The 21,197-nt window shown below is 43.3% G+C and carries 14 protein-coding genes; 9 read left to right on the forward strand and 5 right to left on the reverse strand.

The window, feature by feature from the left end; translation table 11 throughout:
* Positions 1–44 precede the first annotated feature (44 nt).
* A complete protein-coding gene (locus CYLST_RS35570; RefSeq protein ID WP_041233226.1) occupies positions 45–347 on the reverse strand; it encodes a type I restriction-modification system subunit M N-terminal domain-containing protein in 303 nt (100 codons plus the stop codon).
* 116 nt (positions 348–463) lie between these two features.
* On the opposite strand from CYLST_RS35570, the gene CYLST_RS22740 reads away from it, so the two are divergent.
* The gene (locus CYLST_RS22740; protein ID WP_041233227.1) at positions 464–1,024 is read left to right on the forward strand and encodes a sugar O-acetyltransferase; all 561 of its coding nucleotides are present in this window, start codon (positions 464–466) and stop codon (positions 1,022–1,024) included.
* Between the two features lie 10 nt (positions 1,025–1,034).
* On the opposite strand, the gene CYLST_RS22745 is transcribed toward CYLST_RS22740, so the two are convergent.
* Positions 1,035–1,418 (reverse strand): calcium-binding protein, encoded by a 384-nt coding sequence (locus CYLST_RS22745; protein WP_015210088.1) that lies wholly within the window; start codon positions 1,416–1,418, stop codon positions 1,035–1,037.
* 629 nt (positions 1,419–2,047) lie between these two features.
* Here CYLST_RS22745 and rbsK point away from each other — a divergent pair.
* Positions 2,048–2,989, forward strand: coding sequence for a ribokinase (rbsK, locus tag CYLST_RS22750; protein ID WP_015210089.1), 942 nt, complete (start codon positions 2,048–2,050; stop codon positions 2,987–2,989).
* Positions 2,990–3,080: 91 nt separating this feature from the next.
* Here rbsK and CYLST_RS22755 read toward each other — a convergent pair whose 3' ends face one another.
* The gene (locus CYLST_RS22755; RefSeq protein ID WP_015210090.1) at positions 3,081–3,512 is read right to left on the reverse strand and encodes a nucleoside deaminase; all 432 of its coding nucleotides are present in this window, start codon (positions 3,510–3,512) and stop codon (positions 3,081–3,083) included.
* 17 nt (positions 3,513–3,529) lie between these two features.
* Between CYLST_RS22755 and CYLST_RS22760 the strand changes: the two genes are divergently transcribed.
* Positions 3,530–4,453: a nucleoside hydrolase gene (locus tag CYLST_RS22760; RefSeq protein ID WP_015210091.1), complete on the forward strand. Its 924-nt coding sequence runs from the start codon at positions 3,530–3,532 to the stop codon at positions 4,451–4,453.
* Between the two features lie 113 nt (positions 4,454–4,566).
* On the opposite strand, the gene CYLST_RS22765 is transcribed toward CYLST_RS22760, so the two are convergent.
* On the reverse strand, positions 4,567–5,175 hold the full coding sequence (locus tag CYLST_RS22765) for an NUDIX hydrolase (RefSeq protein ID WP_015210092.1): 609 nt from the start codon (positions 5,173–5,175) through the stop codon (positions 4,567–4,569).
* 130 nt (positions 5,176–5,305) lie between these two features.
* Between CYLST_RS22765 and CYLST_RS22770 the strand changes: the two genes are divergently transcribed.
* On the forward strand, positions 5,306–6,358 hold the full coding sequence (locus tag CYLST_RS22770; RefSeq protein WP_015210093.1) for a dipeptide epimerase: 1,053 nt from the start codon (positions 5,306–5,308) through the stop codon (positions 6,356–6,358).
* A complete protein-coding gene (locus CYLST_RS22775) occupies positions 6,342–7,388 on the forward strand; it encodes an N-acetyltransferase DgcN family protein (protein ID WP_015210094.1) in 1,047 nt (348 codons plus the stop codon). Before CYLST_RS22770 ends, CYLST_RS22775 begins: the two co-directional genes overlap by 17 nt.
* 313 nt (positions 7,389–7,701) lie before the next feature.
* Here CYLST_RS22775 and CYLST_RS22780 read toward each other — a convergent pair whose 3' ends face one another.
* Positions 7,702–8,124, reverse strand: a complete 423-nt coding sequence (locus CYLST_RS22780; RefSeq protein WP_015210095.1) for a hypothetical protein — start codon at positions 8,122–8,124, stop codon at positions 7,702–7,704.
* Positions 8,125–9,062: 938 nt separating this feature from the next.
* Between CYLST_RS22780 and CYLST_RS22785 the strand changes: the two genes are divergently transcribed.
* The 4 genes from CYLST_RS22785 to CYLST_RS35575 all read left to right on the forward strand — a co-directional run bounded on the left by CYLST_RS22785 (position 9,063) and on the right by CYLST_RS35575 (position 21,080).
* Positions 9,063–12,233 carry a hypothetical protein gene (locus CYLST_RS22785; RefSeq protein WP_015210096.1) on the forward strand — a complete coding sequence of 1,057 codons (3,171 nt, stop codon included), beginning with the start codon at positions 9,063–9,065 and terminating at the stop codon, positions 12,231–12,233.
* A 566-nt stretch (positions 12,234–12,799) separates the two neighbouring features.
* Complete coding sequence (locus CYLST_RS22790; protein WP_015210097.1) at positions 12,800–14,368, forward strand: M48 family metalloprotease; 1,569 nt, start codon at positions 12,800–12,802, stop codon at positions 14,366–14,368.
* A 70-nt stretch (positions 14,369–14,438) separates the two neighbouring features.
* The gene (locus CYLST_RS22795) at positions 14,439–15,197 is read left to right on the forward strand and encodes a COP23 domain-containing protein (protein ID WP_015210098.1); all 759 of its coding nucleotides are present in this window, start codon (positions 14,439–14,441) and stop codon (positions 15,195–15,197) included.
* Positions 15,198–15,635: 438 nt separating this feature from the next.
* Complete coding sequence (locus CYLST_RS35575) at positions 15,636–21,080, forward strand: choice-of-anchor I family protein (protein WP_015210099.1); 5,445 nt, start codon at positions 15,636–15,638, stop codon at positions 21,078–21,080.
* Positions 21,081–21,197 lie beyond the last annotated feature (117 nt).

A 21,197-nucleotide genomic window follows, 5' to 3' on the forward strand; every position in this document is an offset into this window, starting at 1 on the left:
CAATATTACTAATTTGTTCTGTGGAAAACTCCCGATGTGCGCGGTCAACCTGAGTAAAAATATAGCTTTAGCAAATAGTCATAGCGGGCATGATCTGGCAGATAAAACCCACACTTCTCAATGGCAATTTCGGCGATCGCCTTTTCTCTGCGAGTTCCTTTGAGTGCTTCATATTCTTGCTGGATCTCTGCCGCATACTGACGATACTTGTTATCGGCAAACTTGAGAAATATTAACCCCATCACGGGCGTTGAATACTCACTAGATTTCAAGTCAGAGTTTGCCCGCATGGTATCGGCACTCTGCCAAAGGTTCGCTTCAAGTCGTTTTAGTTCTTCTGGGGTCAAAGCTGTGAGTGGGTGATTTATCTGTTCTGCGAGAACATGAACATTGAAATTATATGCACAACTGGGTTATGTTATGACGTGAGTTAAAGCAGATGCTGAAACCCTTAAATTCTGACATGGCGAAAACAGAAAAGCAGAAAATGCTCGCAGGTGAGTTATATTTGGCAACAGATCCGGAATTAGCTGCCGAACATCTGCGTGCTGGGCTTCTGCTAAAAAGATACAATGCAACTACGGGAGAACAGCAAAAAAATCGCTGGCAAATCCTACAAGAATTATTCGCCAAAATTGGGCAAAAAGTAACGATTGTACCGCCTTTTCACTGCGACTATGGCAGTAATATTTATGCTGGTGACAACTCATATATTAATTATGGCTGCGTGATTTTAGACTGCAACATAGTTAACATTGGAGACAATGTCTTACTAGCACCCTATGTGCAGATTTACACAGCTTATCACCCGACAGAACCGGAAATTCGCCTGACAGGGAAAGAACTAGCAGCCCCGATAACAATTGGTAATAACGTCTGGATTGGTGGCGGTGCGATCGTTTGTCCAGGCGTAACCATTGGTGATCATTCAAGCATCGGGGCTGGTAGTGTAGTTGTTAAAGATATACCTGCAAATGTCGTTGCTGCGGGTAATCCCTGCCGGATTATTCGCCATTTGACCTAAAACTGATTTTTTAGAATTTGTAGCCTCTAGCGAGCCAATATTGCCAGTCTGCAAGCGCTTCTTGGGTTTCGCTATCAGCATCAATTGCTTCTATTTCCGATAGCTTGGCAGTAAACACATCTTCATCTTTACCATCTGGATAAACCACTTCCACCAACATATCTTTTAAACACTCATCCTCCGGTGCCATTCCTAGCACTTCAACTTGTTTCTCCTCAACGGCGGCGGTTGATTTGCGTCCCTTCTTTTTCCACTTAGCTAGAAAAGGAACGTTGAGAGTGTCATCGAGGTAGTAGTACCAACCCATGGCCCGTTCTTCTTTATCATCAGCATCGACAATTATTTCTGTTTTAATGCGATGCTCGCGGATTGCTTCAGGTTCAACACTAGGCATAAGACAAATGCTGGCAATGATGAATTCTGAAATCTGGTATAGCGTTTTGGCGAACGCCTGTCAATTTTCTAGCTGCTGTCTCACCGTAGTATAAAAGGAGCGAATCATCGTTATTTTCCTATTTTTTCGCTTTTCTGCCATAAAACGGGTAATTTCTGACCTTAAAAGAAATTTGCTGGAGGTTTAAAAGGCGATGGCGCGGTGCGATCGCATCCGCTGAGAGGATGTCTGAGAAGTTGTTAGTGATAAATCAAACACTGGTAGATCCCCCTAAATCCACGCCAGTCGCTCATGGGGAGCCACTGCGTTGGGCGGCTCCGCCGACTTGAAGCATGTGGCGTGGAGACCCCCAAGACCGCGCTGGCTCCCCTTAAAAAAGGGGACTTTGACTCTTGTTCCCCCCTTAAAAAGGGGGGTTAGGGGGGATCTCGATCAATTTTGATACTTTTCAGACATCCCCTGAGACACTCCAAATTTTCTTGTGGGACGGGCTTTCCGGCCCGTCCCACAAGATTGGGTAATTTATTTCTTGGAAATCCCTAATGAAAATCAAGCTAAATTTAAAGGAAGAGGAACACAGATAAAATTATCAAGAGAGCGAACCTTAGCGTTTCAACAGAATTAATATTATGACAATAATCGTCTTTGGTAGTATCAATATAGATTTAGTCGCCACAGCCAAGAGCTTACCAGTTGCCGGCGAAACCCTATTAGGAGAAAGTTTTTTGAAAGTACCGGGAGGGAAAGGTGCAAATCAAGCGGTAGCATTAGCGCGGTTGGGAATTCCTACTCAAATTGTCGGACGTGTTGGTGCAGATAGTTTTGGTGAAGAACTGGTTAGCAATTTGCAAGCATCGGGTGTACAAACTGATAATATCTTAGTTGATGAAAGCGTGAGTTCTGGAGTTGCTATCATCAACGTAGATCATCATGGTGAAAATCAAATCGTTGTTGTTCCCGGTGCAAATGGGAGAGTTAATCAAGAAGATGTAGAACGATTATCTCGGTTATTACCAACAGCGACAGCAATACTTTTACAGCTAGAAATTCCGATGGCGGCGGTGGTGGCAGCTGCCCAAGCGGCACGTAATGCCAATATAACAGTAATTCTCGACCCAGCACCGGCGCGATCGCATTTACCAGAGGAACTTTACCCGTTAGTGGATATTATCACACCAAATGAGGTTGAGGCGGGGCAGTTGGTGGGTTTTGCGGTGGATGGGGAAGAAACAGCAGCTCAGGCTACTGCGATTTTATTACAAAGGGGGGTGAAATGCGCGATCGCTAAATTGGGTGCAAAAGGCGTTTACTGTGCCACCGCTGAAGAAAGTTTTTTTCTAAGAGCGTTCCCAGTTCAAGCCGTTGACACAGTCGCCGCTGGTGATGCTTTTAACGGTGGTTTAGCAGCAGCACTTACCGCCGGACTTTCTTTACATCAGGCGGTTGTTTGGGGTGCAGCAGCGGGTGCTTTAGCAACAACAAAACAAGGCGCACAAACTTCGCTACCCGACAAGTCTACCTTTGATGCCTTTCTTCGGCAAAAAGGATTACAGCAGTTTTCATCTATTTGAACTACATCTCTCAAAATGTAGAGACGTTGCATGCAACGTCTCTAGATCATTAATTTTGAATTTTGAATTTTGAATTTTGAATTTTGAATTGTTATTTACCAATATCCTCATTCCAGAGTTCTGGTTTCTCTGTAATAAATTCACTCATCATCTGTGCGCATTCATCAAGATTGAGATCAATTACTTCCACACCGTGGGATACCATAAAATCTTTAGCACCGGGAAAAGTTCTCGATTCCCCAGCAATAACTTTTTTAATGCCAAATTGCACCACAGCACCAGCGCACAAATAGCACGGCATTAAGGTTGAATAGAGAGTTGTACCTTTGTAGCTGCCAATTCTGCCAGCATTGCGGAGACAATCGATTTCGGCATGGGTAACAGGATCACCATCTTGCACACGTTTATTGTGTCCTCTGCCGAGAATTTTGCCATCTTTGACGAGAATGGAACCAATGGGAATTCCCCCTTCTTGTCTGCCTTGTTGGGCTTCGGTAATTGCAGCTTGCATAAATTCGTCCATTTCTCTATTCTCCTAATATGAAAAAACAACTCGTACTATTAGATCATGATGGCGGTGTAGATGATTATCTAGCAACTATGCTGCTGTTGACAATGGATCATATCGAACTTCTCGGCGTTGTTGTCACTCCCGCTGATTGCTATATTCAACCATCTGTTAGCGCTACACGCAAAATCATTGATTTGATGGGATTTTCTCAGATCCCGGTGGCAGAAAGTACTGTGCGCGGTATTAATCCCTTCCCCCGTCTTTATCGCCGCGATTCCTTTATTGTTGATCATCTCCCCATTCTCAATCAAAGTGAAATTATTAATACACCTCTGGTTGCAGAAACAGGGCAAGATTTTATGGTGCGGGTGTTACGTCAAGCGTCTGCACCAGTAACGTTGATGGTAACTGGGCCATTAACTACAGTAGCAGTAGCTTTAGAAAAAGCGCCAGAAATTGAAGCGAAAATTCAAAAAATTGTTTGGATGGGGGGGGCGTTAAATGTTCCGGGAAATGTAGAGAAAAGTCTCGAACCTGGACAAGATGGTTCAGCCGAATGGAATGTTTATTGGGATGCAGTTTCCGCAGCGCAGGTATGGAAAACTCAGATTGAAATTATTATGTGTCCTTTAGATTTAACTAACAATGTGCCAGTGACATCTGAGTTAGTGCAAAAAATGGGAAAACAACGTCAATACCCCCTTTCTGATTTGGCGGGACAATGTTATGCGTTAGTTATTCCTCAAGATTATTATTTTTGGGATGTTTTGGCAACAGCTTATTTGGGACATCCAGAATATTATCAATTGCGCGAATGGGAAACGGAAATTATCACCACTGGTTTGAGTCAAGGACGGACTAAAGTAGTTGCTGGTGGGCGGAAAATTTCGGCAATGGATCAAGTTGATAAAGCGGCTTTTTACGCTTACATCTTGCAGCAATTTGCCAGGTGAAAACTTAAAGTTAAACTTCAATGTTGACTTCTATCATTAATATGATGTCCATTTAATTGACTAACCAATGTAGAGACGTTGCATGCAACGTCTCTACGTTATGGGTGATTTACTTAATTCTTAACCTTTTTAATGTACGGATTCTTGACAGATTGAGAAAAATCATACTCTTTTTTCATGAGAAAATTTAAGCCTAAGAAAAGAGCCGCTACAGTTCCAGCTACAGAGATTTCGCCTTGAGCAATTTTATCTAAAACTGATTCTATAGGAATTAAAACAACTTCAATTTCTTCTGTAATATCTAGGTTTTGCTCTCCCGCTTTGCTGACATTTTCGGCGAGAAATAAATGTATTTGATTGGTGTCTTTGCTGGGTTTGTCGTAAAGTGTGCCGATTTTTATGACATCTTGGGCAATATAACCAGTTTCTTCTGCTAATTCTCTTATTGCTGCTGTTTGGGCGCTTTCTTTAGTTGGATTGAAACTTCCTGCTGGGAGTTCTAAGAAAAATTCACCGACGGCGTGTCTGTATTGGCGGACAAAAACTATCTCTCGACTACTGGTGATGGGTAAAATCAAGGCTATATCTGGTTTAATACAAACAAAATAATCATCTATAATTTTCCCGTTAGGTAATTCTATTTCATCTTGTCTTACCTTACACCAGTGATGATCTAAGACCATTTTTGATTTGATAGTTTTCCATTTTTTTAAGTTATTCATAGACTAGGTAACCGATGCAGTTTGTATAAAAAAATAATTTAAAAAGCAAGTGTAAAAAGTATAACAGATGCATTAGAATCATCTAAACTTTGAAATCACACGGTTTTTGACCCTGGTATTCAGCATAATTATGCAGATAGGTTTCACATTATTTACAGTTAATAAACGGTTTCCATTGACAATTAGCCGGGGAACAACGGCACAGACGACGAATGTATGGGTAAAAATTTTTCAAGCTGGTATCGAAGGCTGGGGGGAAGCATCGCCGTTTGGTGTGGGCAATCATCGACAAACCACTGATACCATTAAAACTGCTTTACAGCAAATTGCGCCGCTGTTGCAAGCTTTTAGTCCTTGGGAACGGCAGCAAGTTGAGCAAGTATTAGCACAAAATCAGGTTCCTTCATCTGTCAGGGCGGCGCTAGATATGGCGATGCACGACTGGCTGGGTAAGCTGGTGGGGCTACCATTGTGGCAAATCTGGGGACTTGATGGTGATGCGATTGTCCCGACTTCGGTGACAATTGGCATTAATTCCCCTGAAGGGGCAGCGGCTAGGGTGCGGGACTGGTTGCAATTTATGGATGTGCGGCTTTTCAAGGTGAAGTTAGGCAGTCCCAATGGCATAGATGCAGACCGGAAAATGCTCGCAGCGGTCATTGCCGAAGCAGCAGAAACAGAATTATTTGTGGATGCAAACGGGGGTTGGAGTTTGGGTGATGCCACGGAGATGTGCCATTGGCTGGCTGATATTGGTGTCAAGTATGTAGAACAGCCACTACCACGAGGTCAGGAAATAGATTTAGCAACACTCAAGAAAGATTCACCTTTACCCATTTTTGTTGATGAAAGTTGCTTTACAAGTTCCGATATTCCCCATTTGGCAAATTATGTGGATGGCATTAATATCAAGCTGATGAAATCAGGGGGTTTAAGTGAAGCCATGCGGATGGTACATACAGCGCGGGCTTATGGGTTGCAAGTGATGTTCGGCTGCTATTCTGATAGTTCCCTAGCGAATACAGCGGCGGCCCAACTGGCGCCACTAGCTGATTATCTAGATTTAGACAGTCACCTGAATTTAATCGATGACCCTTTTATAGGTGCATTGGTGCAAGAAGGAAGAGTTTTACCAAACAATTTACCGGGTTTGGGGGTGCAATACAGTGCGTCTGCCGCTTAATCAAAAAATAGCTATTCTGCTGCATGAAGGTGTTAGTGGGGTTTCTGGCAAAACTGGTTTATCAGTTTTACGCTACAGCGACGCCCCGATTGTTGCAGTCATTGACCGCGAGTGTGTGGGCCAATCTTTGCCAGAGTTAACAGGTATCAAGCGTGATGTGCCGATTGTGGCATCGGTAGCCGCAGCTTTGGAGTATAAGCCGGAAGTTTTGGTAATTGGCATTGCCCCGAAAGGTGGTGCTGTACCAGATGATTACTGGCCTGAACTCAAAGATGCCCTAGAAGCTGGGATGTCTTTGGTGAATGGTTTACACACTCCCTTGGGAAATATACCTGAGTTAAAAGCATTGCTGAAACCAGGGCAATTAATTTGGGATGTGCGGAAAGAACCACCTAATTTAGATGTGGCAACGGCCATGGCCCGCACTCTGCCTTGTCGGCGGGTGTTGACTGTGGGCACCGATATGGCGATCGGTAAAATGTCAACTAGCTTAGAAATGCATTGGGCATCAAAGTTGCGTGGTTGGCGTTCTAAGTTTCTGGCAACCGGTCAAACTGGTTTGATGTTAGAAGGGGATGGTGTCGCTTTAGATGCTGTGCGGGTAGATTTTGCTGCCGGTGCTGTAGAACAGACTATTATGCGCTTTGGTAAGAACTACGACATCTTACACATTGAAGGACAAGGTTCACTGCTGCACCCTGGTTCAACAGCCACTTTACCCCTGATTCGTGGTTCCCAACCCACGCAACTGGTGCTAGTACATCGGGCCGGACAGGTTCATGTGCGGAATTTTCCCCATGTCTTGATTCCCCCATTACCAGAGGTAATTCGGCTATATGAAGCTGTGGCTGGTGCGGGGGGCGCTTTTGCACCTGTGCCTGTGGTGGCTATAGCTTTGAACACCAGGGATTTGGATGAGGAAAGGGCGCGGGATGCGATCGCGCAAACAACATCAGAAACCGGTCTACCCTGCACAGATCCAGTGCGCTTTGGTGCTGGGATGCTGTTAGATGCGGTAATGCAAAGTTAGATATCGAGATAAATTTAATAACTCGCTGGCAACAGTGAGTTATTAATTACTACTGCTGACATTCCCACGGCTAAAACCCTGAGAAATAACCTGACAGCGCTGGGAATGTGAATGGAATACATATCTTGCAGAGACGTTGTATGCAACGTCTCTACATTGTCGTCTAATATCAAGTCCGGTTAATTACTTATAATAAGTTTGGCCTTGTTGGTAATTGCTGTTTTCCTTTTTCCCTTTTTCCCAATTACCCATTACCCATTACCAGCCCTCACAGATATGATAAGTATTCAACCGGACATGATATAAACTCTAACTATTTGTAGAAGACAATGACGTCACCACCGCTGAGAACGTTAATGGCAACTACTTGACCGATATTGATATTGTTGCTGTTCAGCACATTCTTAATCACCTGATTACTATTAAGAACATTGCGTAATGTGACGATCTGAACAGTGTTTTTATTCAGGGCATTATTAAAAGCTTCTACATTATCGTTATTGAGTAGATCCTCAACATTAACCAGCTTCACCTGGCTAAGGGTGAGATTATTTAGAATGCTCAAATCCTGAATCTCAATGGTGACGTTGTTGAGAGCAGCTATGAGATTGTCGAAGGTGGCTTGATTTGTTGTTTCCTCTGCCGCTGCCGGTTGGCTGATTGTGATAGCTGGAACACCGAACATAAGCAAGCCAACACCAACAACAGATGCTATTCCTACACGATTGATAGCCATAAATGAAACCTCTTGGTAATAAACTGATGTCATAAGATTTACAAAAAATTGCTTGTAAATCATCATTCTACGGATTGAGTTACGATTTAGCTAAATGTCTGACTTAAGCCAGATAAGAAGAAAGTTCCCAATTTATGGATAAAAATTCAGCAATATTAGTCTAAGCTGGAAATAGATCAACATATTGTCAATTAACAACCTTAATCGGCATTGCATTATCTGGCATGATTTCAGGTTGGATAGATAGGCTTTGCGGCTGTAATACCAGTGATTACAAGTAGCCAAGGGCAATAGTAATCATTCAAAAACAGATATACAGGTATTCTTTGGGAAGACCTTAAGCAACAGAAAAAACCCAGCATTGCTGGGTAGTGTTGCTAGGGACTTCCAAATAAAAAAAACATCCCAAATTTTCTTGTGGGATGGGTGTCCCCACACTTACAATATTCCGGGCGGGCTAGAAGCCCACCCCACAAGATGGATAATTTATTTCCTGGAAATCCCCTATCTCTCAATCTAAAAATTAATACTGAGTAACTGGTCGCCAGATAAATATATTCATCTTCCAGCATAGAACCCTATGTATCGAATGGTAGAAGACTTTAGAGAAAAAATGAAGTTAATCTGTGTATGGGATCACAAACTAAAATTCGACTAAAACCAGCCAGATTTTAATCACCTAACAACCGAAGCAGACAAAAAAATCATAACTCCTAAAATAAATTTGTCTGCTCATGTCGGCTTATAGGCAATACGGCTCGGTTAAAGTCTGAATCTATCGAAGATCCCCCCAACCCCCCTGGACAAGGGGGACTTTTAACTCTCTTTTACCCCCGGAAGATGGGGGGATCTTATCCGAACCTTATTGGGCTTACAGGTGAACAAGTCTAACATCAACTGCTAAATTTACCTCTGGATATGAGTAATAAGAGGAAACTATGATTTTTCAAAGTACGATAATTCCTTTCAAATGGTGCGCTTTACAATTAGGGTTAGCACCGATAACAACGACTGGTGAGATTTTCACACTAGAACAAGCACCTTATGTTTTTTCTAGTACCAAATTTTTGGTGGCATTGCTATGTGGAATAGTCATGGCGTTTGCCTTTCAATTATTATTAACTAATCTTTCCTTGGCTTTGGGAATTTCCGCCATCGGAACTGGTGCATATTCTGATGACGATGATGCCGAAACATTGGGAGGCACAATTCGCAAAGCTGAAGCAAAAGTTGGTACTTGGGCACTTGTTACTTCCAGCGTTGCATTATTTATCGCTTGTTTTCTAGCGGTGAAAATTAGCTTAATCGAAAGTGCTGCTTTGGGAGCAATTATCGGTGTAGTTATTTGGTCTAGCTACTTCACAGTCATCATGTGGCTGGGTTCCAGTGCTTTAGGCTCTTTCGTTGGTTCTTTTGTTAGCACTGTAACTTCTGGCATTCAAAATTTGCTGGGTACAGCAACTACTGCTCTTGGTGCTAGTGCTACTCAAAGACAAATGGTTTCTACGGCTGAAGAAATTACCGCCGCAGTTCGTCGAGAATTAACTTCAGGTTTTGACGCTGACGGTATTAGAAATACCCTGCAAACTTCTTTGAAGTCTCTAGAGTTACCAAAACTAGATGTCAAACAAATTAGGAGTCAATTTGACCAGCTTTTAAAAGATGTAAATTTGCGGGATATTGGCGATAGTGAATTACTCAAAAATGTCAACCGCCAGACTTTTGTTGATTTAGCTAGCAGTCGCACAGACTTGTCTAAAGAAGAGGTAAATCAAATTGCCGACCAACTAGAAGATGCTTGGAAGCAAGTTTTGAATCGCCAAAATCCAACAGAGAAAGTCCTAAATTTGCTGAAGTCTGCTAGTCCAGAAGAATTAACTTCAGAAAAGTTAAGTGAAAGGCTTCAACAACTGATAACTGTGGGTGGCGGTAATGGCAAGCAAACTAATGGTATCGTGAATCAAGCTATTAAATATGGCTTGGGTGCTGCTGGGGCAGCAGTGTTAGAGAGGGTTAACATTTCTGATGTCAATGTTCAAGAAATCTCAACTGAATTGAAAAAGCTTGGCGGTAAGGTTCAAGATGTTGATATCGATAGAATTATTCGTCAACTGAAAGATTTTGCTAATAAAACAACTGAGCAAACGAGTAAGATTCGTACTCAATTAGCTGGTAAATTACCAACACAACCTGAGAATACGATTAAAACAGATGTAGAAGAGTATATTCTCAATTCTTTTCCTTGGCACTTCAACCGGATTACGGTTCAAGATGAATTCAGAGAAGTCATTTATGACCCAAATGCAGACGCTAGAACGGCGCGACGTCAGTTGGAAGAAATCAATCAAGATTACTTTGCTAATTTGCTGAAACAACGGGGTGACCTCAGCGAAGACAGAATTAAAGAAATTGCCGAACAATTAGAAGGCATTCGTCAAGAAGTTTTACAAGTTGTTCAGCAGGCAGAAGGACAGGAAAAATCTCAAGACCTTCGCAGTAGAGTTGAAGATTATTTGCGGAATACTGGTAAGGAAGAATTGAATCCAGAAGGTATTCAGCGCGATTTTAGTACTTTGTTGGAAGACCCAGAAGCTGGTTTTGAAGATTTACAGAATCGCTTGGGTGAGTTTGACCGGGATAGTTTTGTACAATTACTTCAGCAACGCCAAGATATCAGCGAAGAAGAAGCTAATAATATTGTTGGTCAACTCGAAAGCACTCGTGATAATTTGATCAATCGTGCTAGAGAATTGCAAGAACAAGCAAGAACTAAAGCTGATGAATTGCGTCAACGGATAGAAGATTATCTGCGGAATACTAACAAAGAAGAACTTAATCCCGATGCTATTAAGCGTGATTTTCGCATTCTGGTGGAAGATCCGCAAGTGGGAATAACTCTTTTTCGTTCTCGCTTATCGCAATTTGACAGGGATACTCTGGTACAATTTTTGAGTCAGCGTCAAGATTTAAGTGAAGAACAAGTCAACCAAACTCTAGACGCTTTGGAAGAGGTGCGAGATAATATTCTCCAAGCGCCACAAAAAGTTGCAGATAAGGCGAAAGAGCAGTATGCACAAACAACTTCAGCTATTGCTGAATATCTGCGGAGTACCAACTTGGAAGAACTCAACCCAGAAGGTATCCAGGAAGATTTGCAAAAGTTGCTGAGTGACCCCAGACAAGGGACTTTAGCATTACGCGATCGCTTATCGCAATTCGACCGGGAAACTTTAGTTAAACTACTCAGTCAGCGGGAAGATTTGAGTGAAGAGCAAGTTAACCAAATCATCGACTCGGTTCAACAAGCGATCGCTAATATTGTTAAAGCACCCCAACGTTTAGCGCAACGCACCAGCCAACGAGTGGTTGAGTTTGAAGCAAATCTAGAAAACTACCTCCGCAATACCAACAAGGAAGAACTTAATCCTGAAGGTATCAAGCGCGATTTGCAATTGTTGCTGTCTTCACCCCGCGCGGGTATTGGTAGTTTAAGCGATCGCGTTTCTCACTTCGACCGTAATACCTTGGTGGCGCTGCTTTCTGGACGTGAGGATATCTCAGAAGCAGAAGCTAACCGCATTGTAGACCAAATCGACTCTGTGCGTCATTCGATTGTCGAACAATACCAAGAGATTCAACGAAGAGTGCGATCGCTAGTTGACAGAACTTTCGACAAGGTTCGCGACTATCTCAACTCTCTGGAGCGTCCCGAACTCAGTTATGAAGGGATTCAGCAAGATGTTGCGAAAATATTTGATGATCCGCAAGCCGGATTTGAAGCATTGCGCGATCGCCTTTCACAATTTGACCGTGATACCTTAGTTGCTCTCCTCAGTTCGCGTTCAGATATCTCCGAAGAGCAAGCCAATCAGATTATCAATCGCATCGAATCTGCACGAGATAGCGTATTACACCGAGCCGAACGCATCCAGCAAGAAACCCAAAGAAGACTCAGAGCGATTAGAGAACAAGCGAAAAAGCAAGCAATTGACAGCAAAAAAGCCGTTGCAGATGCTGCTTGGTGGTTATTTAACGCCGCTGTTGTCTCTCTAGTAGCCTCAGCAGTAGGTGGAGTTTTAGCCGTAATCACTCCCAATCTATTGGTTTAAACACCACAGATTATCCTAGGGACACAGCAATCTGTGTCCCTACTAATTATTTGAATCTCTTTTGATGAAAATTGAAAACCTCAGATTCCCAACTTCTCTAAGAAGTCGGGAATCTTTTAAATATCTGATTTACCAAATATGATATTACTGATGATTTATCTCATGTTTGGGTAAATGGGATAAAATATATGAAATGTCAGTTACGAGAAGATAATCAGTAAATTCAATATAGCAACTAAATTATGCTAATTGAAGAATTATTACTACCATTTCGTGAAGAAATACTCAATATTGCGTTTATATTTGAGTAATATTCAAGAATGTATTGAGCGTATAGAAGAATATACAAGACGTAAAATTAAACCTTTCACCAAGTACGAACGATAAGAGGGGTTAAAGGTGGGGTTTTAGTTATCAAAATGGTGCGTTAGGGAACGCACCCTACTTGTTAAGATTATTTGATAATTTATAGAAATCGGGTAATAAAGATAACTTTTGCTCTAGGCGGTTGTGGGTCGTTGCTCATAGCATTGAAAAAATAGCTTTTTGCATAGTTAGACCCCAGCATGAAACGAACTTGGAAATCTCTGCTGCTATCCTTGAACTGGCTATTACTGTCTGTTGGGACATCAATTGTGATTATCCTAACGCAACCGATCGCACCAGTTCCCGCACAAGCACCTGCTGTAAGTCAGGAAACACCAGCACCAACAACAGAATCTGAACCAAAGCCTAGTGCTACACCAGAAAGTAAGGAACCTGAACCCAGTCCTGAAGAACTTGCGCGTCAGCAAAAACTGATGGAAGCGGATAAACTTTATTTGGCGGGACAAACCGCCGAAGCCGAAAAAATTTATCGTCAGGTGAAAGCACCTGTTGCGGAAACTAGCGCACCTCAAGAACGCAAAACGGCAATAGTTGACCCCACGCAACTATCCCCAGCAGGTAAGGTATACTGGCGGGAATCAGAGGCGGGGATAGAAAAGAAGTTGCAAACCAGAACTTTAGTACCTCTGCGACTTTTGGTTGAACAGTCTCCTGAATTTATCCCTGGTTATATCCGATTTGCTCAAGAACTGAAAAAATACGATCGCAACACAGAAGCAATAGATATTTTAGAACGGGCGGTTTCTCTTTATCCCAATCAACCAGAATTAGTTAAAGCCAGAGTTACATCTCTGGCAGATGCTAAAAAATGGATGGAAGCCTCAATAGCTGCGCGTCAATTTGCCATTCTCAACCCTCAAGACCCCCAAGCACCTGAGTTTACCAAGTTAGCAGAAGACAATCTCAAACGCTATAAATCTTATATCAAAGAAGAAATTAGAGGTAATGCCCTCGCTAACATTATCACCGGCGCTGTCGGTTACGCCCTCACTGGTAGTCTACTCGGCCCCTTTTCGGCCCTTGATTCCAGCATCATGCTGCTACAGGGTGAAAAAGCCATCGGTGAATCGGTGTCTAAACAGGCGAAAAAACAACTGGAGTTAATTTTAGACGATCAGATATTGGCTTATGTCAATGACATCGGTCAAAAACTGGTGAAAGCAGCCGGACGTGATGAGTTTAATTATGAGTTCTTTGTCATCGCCGAGGAAGGACTTAACGCCTTTGCGCTGCCTGGAGGTAAAATTTTCATTAATGCCGGTGCGATCGCTAAAGCCAACTCAGAAGCCGAATTAGCCGGCTTAATCGGTCACGAATTATCCCACGTCGTGTTATCCCACGGTTTCCAATTAGCCACCCAAGGCAACCTGATCTCTAACGTTACCCAATATCTACCCCTCGGCGGCACCATCGGTCAACTGTTTGCATTCAGTTACAGCCGCGATATGGAAAAACAGGCAGATACATTAGGTACAAGGTTGATTGTCAGCACAGGCTACGCTGCTGATGGCTTGCGTAACTTAATGGTGACACTAGATAAACAACAAAAAAATGCTCCTCCCCCTTGGTTATCTTCTCACCCTGGCGGTAGCGATCGCGTTAATTATTTAGAAAACCTGATTACTCGCAATAGCTACAACCGCTACGCCTACGAAGGAGTAGAGCGACATACACAAATTAAAGCACAGGTTAAACAGCTACTGAAAGAGAAAAAAGAACAAGAGGAAAAAAAGGAACCTGGTGAATGAATCAAAAACCAAAATTTTGCGTCACTAGAACTATCAATGTCCCTAGGGATTTCCAGTGAAGGCTAAATTTATGTCATTACAACCGCTGAAGTTTGTATTTTTGAGCAGTCTAGGTTTATCTTTATTCCTAGGCAATTCCGTGGCATTTGCCCAAGTTGATAATTCTGGTAGTGTTGTAGTCCCCACAGGCACATCAACAGACTCATCAACCATTCCGACATCCACCACCGTTGACAGTGCAACTCGGTTTAGCTGTCAGAATAACAATGGCCAGTACACCGTCATGTATCAGCCCCAAAGCCAACCAGGTCAATTTTACCCCTGGGCGGCACCGACAACCTTGGGTGGTGGTTGGGATGCACAAAAGCGTTGTCAAGCGATCGCCTCTCGCCTAGAATTATATCGCCCAGATGGCTTGCAAGAACTGCAAACAGCTTTTGAAAATAACGAAAACATCATCTGTGTCACAACCGAAGCTAACACCGGCTGTCGCATTGTGCTGACAGTTCCTCGGAACAAAGACCCCATCGCCGTCCGCAATAGCGTATTCCAAAATTTGACTACTGCTGACAGTGGACAACAAACCACAGCAGTCAGCACTTATCGGAATAGCCGTCAGGGAGGAACCAGCGAACTATACAACTTAGGTCGCACCATTTTCGGCGGTAGCAAAAAGCCAGTGACTGCAACTAAAAATGGCATCAATCTCAAACCTTACCTCGACCCCAAAGACGGCGGAACCGCCACCAGCCTGCGAAAACCAGCAGCAACAATTCGTCCAACCCAACCGCAAACCCCCATTCGCTTAAATCCTCGAATATTCCGTTAATTTTAGGTGCTGTTTGCAGAGAATATTTTCGGATAATTAAGCATAAATTAAAGTCAATAAGTCTAAAGTTTAGCCCCTTTGTATATTTTTACAAGGGGGTTTTTGCAATTGTTTATATCCTTAACCTTTCGCTAGCTATTTTTTAATCTTATTAGCATATTTTTGGTGTGTTAAATCCAAATCCATACCAAGTAAATAATGCTGCTGTTTTCTAGAATAAATATCTTGGGCGATGGTGTACAAAATACATTCCTCAGATACTCAAACTTTTATTCCAATCGCCCTAACAGCAAGGTATATCTTCACCATTGATGTTGTTTTGCTTGGAAAAATTTAAAAATCAAAATTCATCTCTAAAATTTTGATTTTAGTTGGGAAGATCGCCACAGCTACCAAGACAAATTTCACTATTAATTAATTACCAGGAGACACTAGATTATGGTTTTGACACAAGGGGATATTGCTTTTACCTCCTTCAATGCTGATGAGGATGGTTGGTCTATTGTCACGTTTGTAGACATAGCCCCGAATACGATCATTTACTTCAGCGATAACGAAGCTACTAGCCTGACGGCTTTTAACACTGGGGAGTCTTATTTTCAGTGGAACTCAGGCGCTAATACAATTGCTGCTGGTAATGTCATTCGCTTTAGTGCAATTGATAGTGCTACCAATTTAGCAGCGTCAATTGGTACATTTAGCCGGGTTACCGTGTCTGGTAGTTCTAACTACGGTCTCAGTGGAAGTAATGAAACTGTTTATGCTTATCTTGGCAATAATGCTGCCAGTCCAACTGTATTTTTAGCAGGAGTTTCAAATGATACGACTCCACAAGGGACAACTGATTTAACTACAGCGGGTCTAACTATTGGGGCTAATTCAATTTTGCTCAATAGTAGCGCTGACTATGGTGAGTACAATGGTTCGCGCAGTGGAGAGGGCAGTTTTGCCAATTACAAACCGCTGGTTAACAACCTCAGCAATTGGACAGTCGATAGCGTTAATGGTAACTATGATCCAACCGTTCCCAATACCACTAACTTTGCGATCGCAGGTGTAACTCCCACTCCCACAGTCAACTTATCAGTCAGCACCAACGCAGGAACCGAAGCCGGCACCACAGCAATCTCCGTCACCGCTACTACCTCCAGCGCGGTTTCAGGTGATCAAACTGTAAACTTGGCTGTGACAGGAACAGGCATCACCCCAGGAGATTACACCCTCAGCAACAACACCATGACAATTCCTAGCGGTTCCACCATAGGTTCTGTCACCTTTACAGTTGTGGATGATGCTGTAGTTGAGGGCACAGAAACTGCAACTCTCACCATCAGCAGCCCATCGGCAGGTATGACACTCGGTAGCACCATTTCTCAAAACATCACCATCACTGATAGTGATGGGGGTGAGGGCAAAGTTCTGATAAAAATTGGTGGCTTTGGTGGTAGTGGGGCCGAGATTACTGCTTATGATCCGATTTCCCAGCGACTATTCGTGGTGGATGGTACGGCAAATATTCAAATTATCAATTTCAGTGACCCCACCAACCCGACAGTATTTTCAACGATTAATCTCTCTGCCTACGGTATCAGTGCCAACAGCGTCGCTGTCAAAAACGGTTTAGTGGCGATCGCGATTGAAGCCACTAATGCCAATGACCCCGGCAACGTTGTTTTCTATAACACCGATGGCACCTTCATTAAAGCCGTGACTGTTGGGGTACTTCCTGACATGGTGACATTTAGTCCCGATGGCAGCAAAGTACTCACCGCTAATGAAGGACAACCCACTAGCACCGGTGATCCTGTCGGTTCTGTGAGCATTATTGATGTTTCCCAAGGGGCAGCGGCTGCGACTGTAGCCACCGCTAGCTTTACCAGCTTTGATGGTCAAGAAGCTGCATTGATTCGTCAAGGCGTTCGCATCTTTCCTGGTAAAACTGTTTCTCAAGATGTGGAACCAGAATATATTACTTTTTCCCAGGATGGGACACAAGCTTGGGTAACATTGCAAGAAAATAATGCGATCGCCGTGATCGATATTGCCACAGCCACAGTCAGCAAAATTATCCCCTTGGGTTTAGTTGACCATAGTTTGCCAGGAAACGAACTAGACCCCAGCGATAAAGATGGCATCAACATCAAAAACCAACCAGTCTTCGGGATGTATATGCCCGATGCGATCGCTTCTTTTACCGCCAATAATCGCACCTACTACGTTACAGCTAACGAAGGAGACGCCCGCAACGAAGAAGCACGGGTAAAAGATTTAAATCTCGACCCGACAATTTTTCCCAATGCCGCCACACTCAAACAAGATGCTAACCTCGGTCGGCTCACGGTTTCAAATATTGATGGTGATATCGATGGTGACGGCGATTACGATCGCCTTTACGCCTACGGAACTCGCTCCTTCACCATTTGGGACGACCAAGGAACTTTAGTCTACAACAGCGGTGCAGACTTTGAAAAAATTACCGCTCAACAAGTCCCCAATCTCTTCAATTCTGATGGTATTGCTGGCAGTATCGACACCCGCAGCGATAACAAAGGCCCAGAACCAGAAGGCGTCACAATCGGTATCGTCAATCATCGAACTTACGCCTTCATCGGTTTAGAACGAGTTGGCGGAGTCATGGTCTATGAAATTACCAATCCGCAAAAACCGCAGTTTATCGAGTATTCCCCCGCGCAACCAGGAGACCAAGCCCCTGAAGGCATCAGTTTTATCGCTGCTAACGACAGCCCAAACGGCAAAAACTTGCTCATCTTGTCCAACGAAGTCAGCAAAACCGTCACCGTCTATCAAGTAAATCCGCCAACTCGCATTAGTGACATTCAAGGTGCCGCACACCGTTCTCCCCTAGAAAATCAGACAGTGAATAACGTCTCCGGTATTGTCACCGTTATCCGCAGCAACGGTTTCTACCTCCAAGACCCCAACCCAGATAGTAATGATGCCACATCCGAGGCGATTTTTGTCTTCACCTCATCAGCACCAACCGTGCAAGTGGGAGACTCAGTTAAAGTCAGTGGCACGGTTACAGAGTTTCTCCCTGGTGGTAGTACTAACAACTTAACCACCACAGAAATTACTAGCCCGACAATTGTCACCCTATCCAGTGGAAACCCTTTGCCAACAGCCACGATCCTCGGCAACGGCGGCCGGGCCATCCCCACAACAACCATTGAAAATGATGCCACTGGCAACGTTGCCACTAGCGGCACATTTGACCCATCTGAGGATGGAATTGACTTCTACGAAAGTTTAGAAGGAATGCTCGTTCAGGTAAATAATGCTGTAGCAGTGGGGCCAACGAATAGTTTTGGCGAAATTCCGGTATTAGCCGATAACGGCGTCAATGCAGGTCTCCGCACGGCTCGTGGTGGGATTATCATTCAACCTGGTGACTTTAACCCAGAACGCATCATCATTGATGATGCAATTATCACCAATGAACCCCAAGTTAATGTCGGTGATCAGTTCAATGGCTCGATTACAGGAGTGATTGACTACAGCTTTAGCAACTTCAAGCTGTTGAATACCCAAGCTTTACCCAGCGTCACCTCTGGCGGTTTGCAACGAGAAGTCACCAACCTAACTCCCACAACAAATCAACTCACTGTTGCCACATTTAACGTAGAAAATCTTCACCCCGGTGAGAGTGCAACTAAGTTTAACAACTTAGCTAACCGGATTGTGAATAACCTGAAATCACCAGATATCATTACTCTGGAAGAAATTCAAGACAACAATGGGGCGACAAATAATAGTTTGGTAGATGCTAGTGCAACCTACCAGAAGTTGATTGATGCCATTGTTGCAGCGGGCGGCCCCACCTATCAATATCGACAAATTAACCCAGTAGATGATCAAGACGGTGGGGAACCTGGGGGAAATATTCGTCAAGGTTTCTTGTTTAATCCCAGTCGCGTCAGCTTTGTAGACCATGCTGGCGGCACTTCCACATCTAACACCACAGTCACCAATGTCAATGGTGTTCCCACCCTTTCGGCGAGTCCCGGACGCATTGACCCCACTAACTCCGCTTTCGACAACAGCCGCAAACCCTTAGTTGGTGAATTTACTTTCAACGGTCAGACTGTCTATGTGATTGGCAACCACTTTAATTCTAAAGGTGGTGACCAACCTTTATATGGGCCGAATCAATCACCAACTCTCACCAGTGAAACGCAACGCAACCAGCAAGCAACGGTGGTGAAAAACTTTGTCGAAAGCATTTTGGCAATTAACCCCAACGCCAATGTGGTGGTGATGGGTGACTTAAATGATTTTGAGTTTTCTCATCCCCTGAGCACACTAGAAAGCGCTGGACTGAACACCTTAATTGAAACTCTACCTGCAAACGAGCGTTACACCTACAATTTTGAAGGCAATGCCCAGACTCTTGACCACATTTTAGTCAGTAACAACTTGCTCAACAAGCTGGATGGGTATGATGTGGTTCACATCAACTCCGAGTTTGCTGACCAAGATAGTGACCATGACCCCAGTGTGGCTAGGTTTAATTTGTCTGCAAATAGTGCCCCGACTAATTTGTCATTGAGCGCCATTAGTATCAACGAGAATGTCCCAGCCGAGACAATTGTCGGTACATTTATCACCAGTGACCCCGACGAAGATAACACTTTCATTTACAACTTTGTTTCTGGGACAACCGCAACTGATAATGACGCCTTCATCATTGATGGTAATATTCTGAAAATAAAAAATTCCCCAGATTTTGAAACTAAGTCAATTTACAATATTCTGGTTAGCAGCACTGACCAAAGTGGACTCTCTTTTGAGAAATTGTTAGCAATCAATGTCAATGACCTCAATATACCAACCACCCTGACAAAGAATGCTGACAACGATATCTTTACTATCAAAGGTGACAGCATTAAAGCCAAATTCCAAGTCACTCTCACAGGCAGTAGTGCTAATGCGGTGAATGAACTAGGATGTTTCACTGTGGATGATGCTCAAGGTAGGATTAACGGAATTAGTCCCGGTGCCGCAGGTTACACTGAAGCCGCTTTAGACCGAGCCAAGGTAATTTTCTCCGCTATTGCCAATTTGCCTAATGGGTTTAATGCTGATAATCTCACAAGGGTACTGGAATTGAACTCTGGTGCTAACCTGAGATTTTATTTGGTCAAAGGCAGTTCAACTGATGCTGTACAGGCTAAAGTATCCCCAACTACAGATATATTATTTGCTGACCCTTCAAACCAAAATATTACCGATTTGGGTGATGATGGGTTTTCTTTGGCTTGGAAAGACGGATCTAATAACAGTGTTGCAGACTTTGAAAATTTAGTGGTGGAGATTAAAGCTACAAATCAATCTTTAATTCTGGGTACGAATCTGCAAGATAATTTACAGGGCGAATTGATTGATTTGCGAGATGTCACAACTCAGGTGAAGGCTGATTTTGTGGTCAACAGAGAAGCTGCTTTTAACAACTTTGTCGGTTTCTATCAGGTGAGTGATGAGAATGGTGGTATTGATATCAATGCTGATGGTCAGGCAGATATTCTCCCTGGACAGGCTGGTTATACTCAAGCAGCGGTGAGTGGACGTGTAGCGGGTATTGAATTAACGGTAAATAATCAAGGTACTGCAACTTTTAGCGGAACTTTTCAGCCGGGTTTCATCTTCGCTCCGTTTATTATCGTTAATGGCAGACCTGATGCCGTTCTTGATAGTGATCTAAATAATGATCCAGCCGTTTACTTCCCATTCTTAGGCGCTAATGCAGATAAATCTGATCATATTCGCCTGTTAGGGGATAACGTCTTTGGTTTTGAGGATCTGCTAAATGGTGGTGATCAAGATTTCAATGATTTCATTATCAGAGCCAATTTGAGTCTTGCTTAGTCTATTAACTTTTTGATCTTCCCCTGATGAAAAATCAGGGGTTTCTACAACTAGACCAGTAGAGATGAATTTTGGACGTTTTTTAGCTCAGACAAATGTCGTTTTGTAATGGTTTGT

The organism is Cylindrospermum stagnale PCC 7417 (assembly GCF_000317535.1).
In the GTDB taxonomy this organism is placed as follows: domain Bacteria; phylum Cyanobacteriota; class Cyanobacteriia; order Cyanobacteriales; family Nostocaceae; genus Cylindrospermum; species Cylindrospermum stagnale.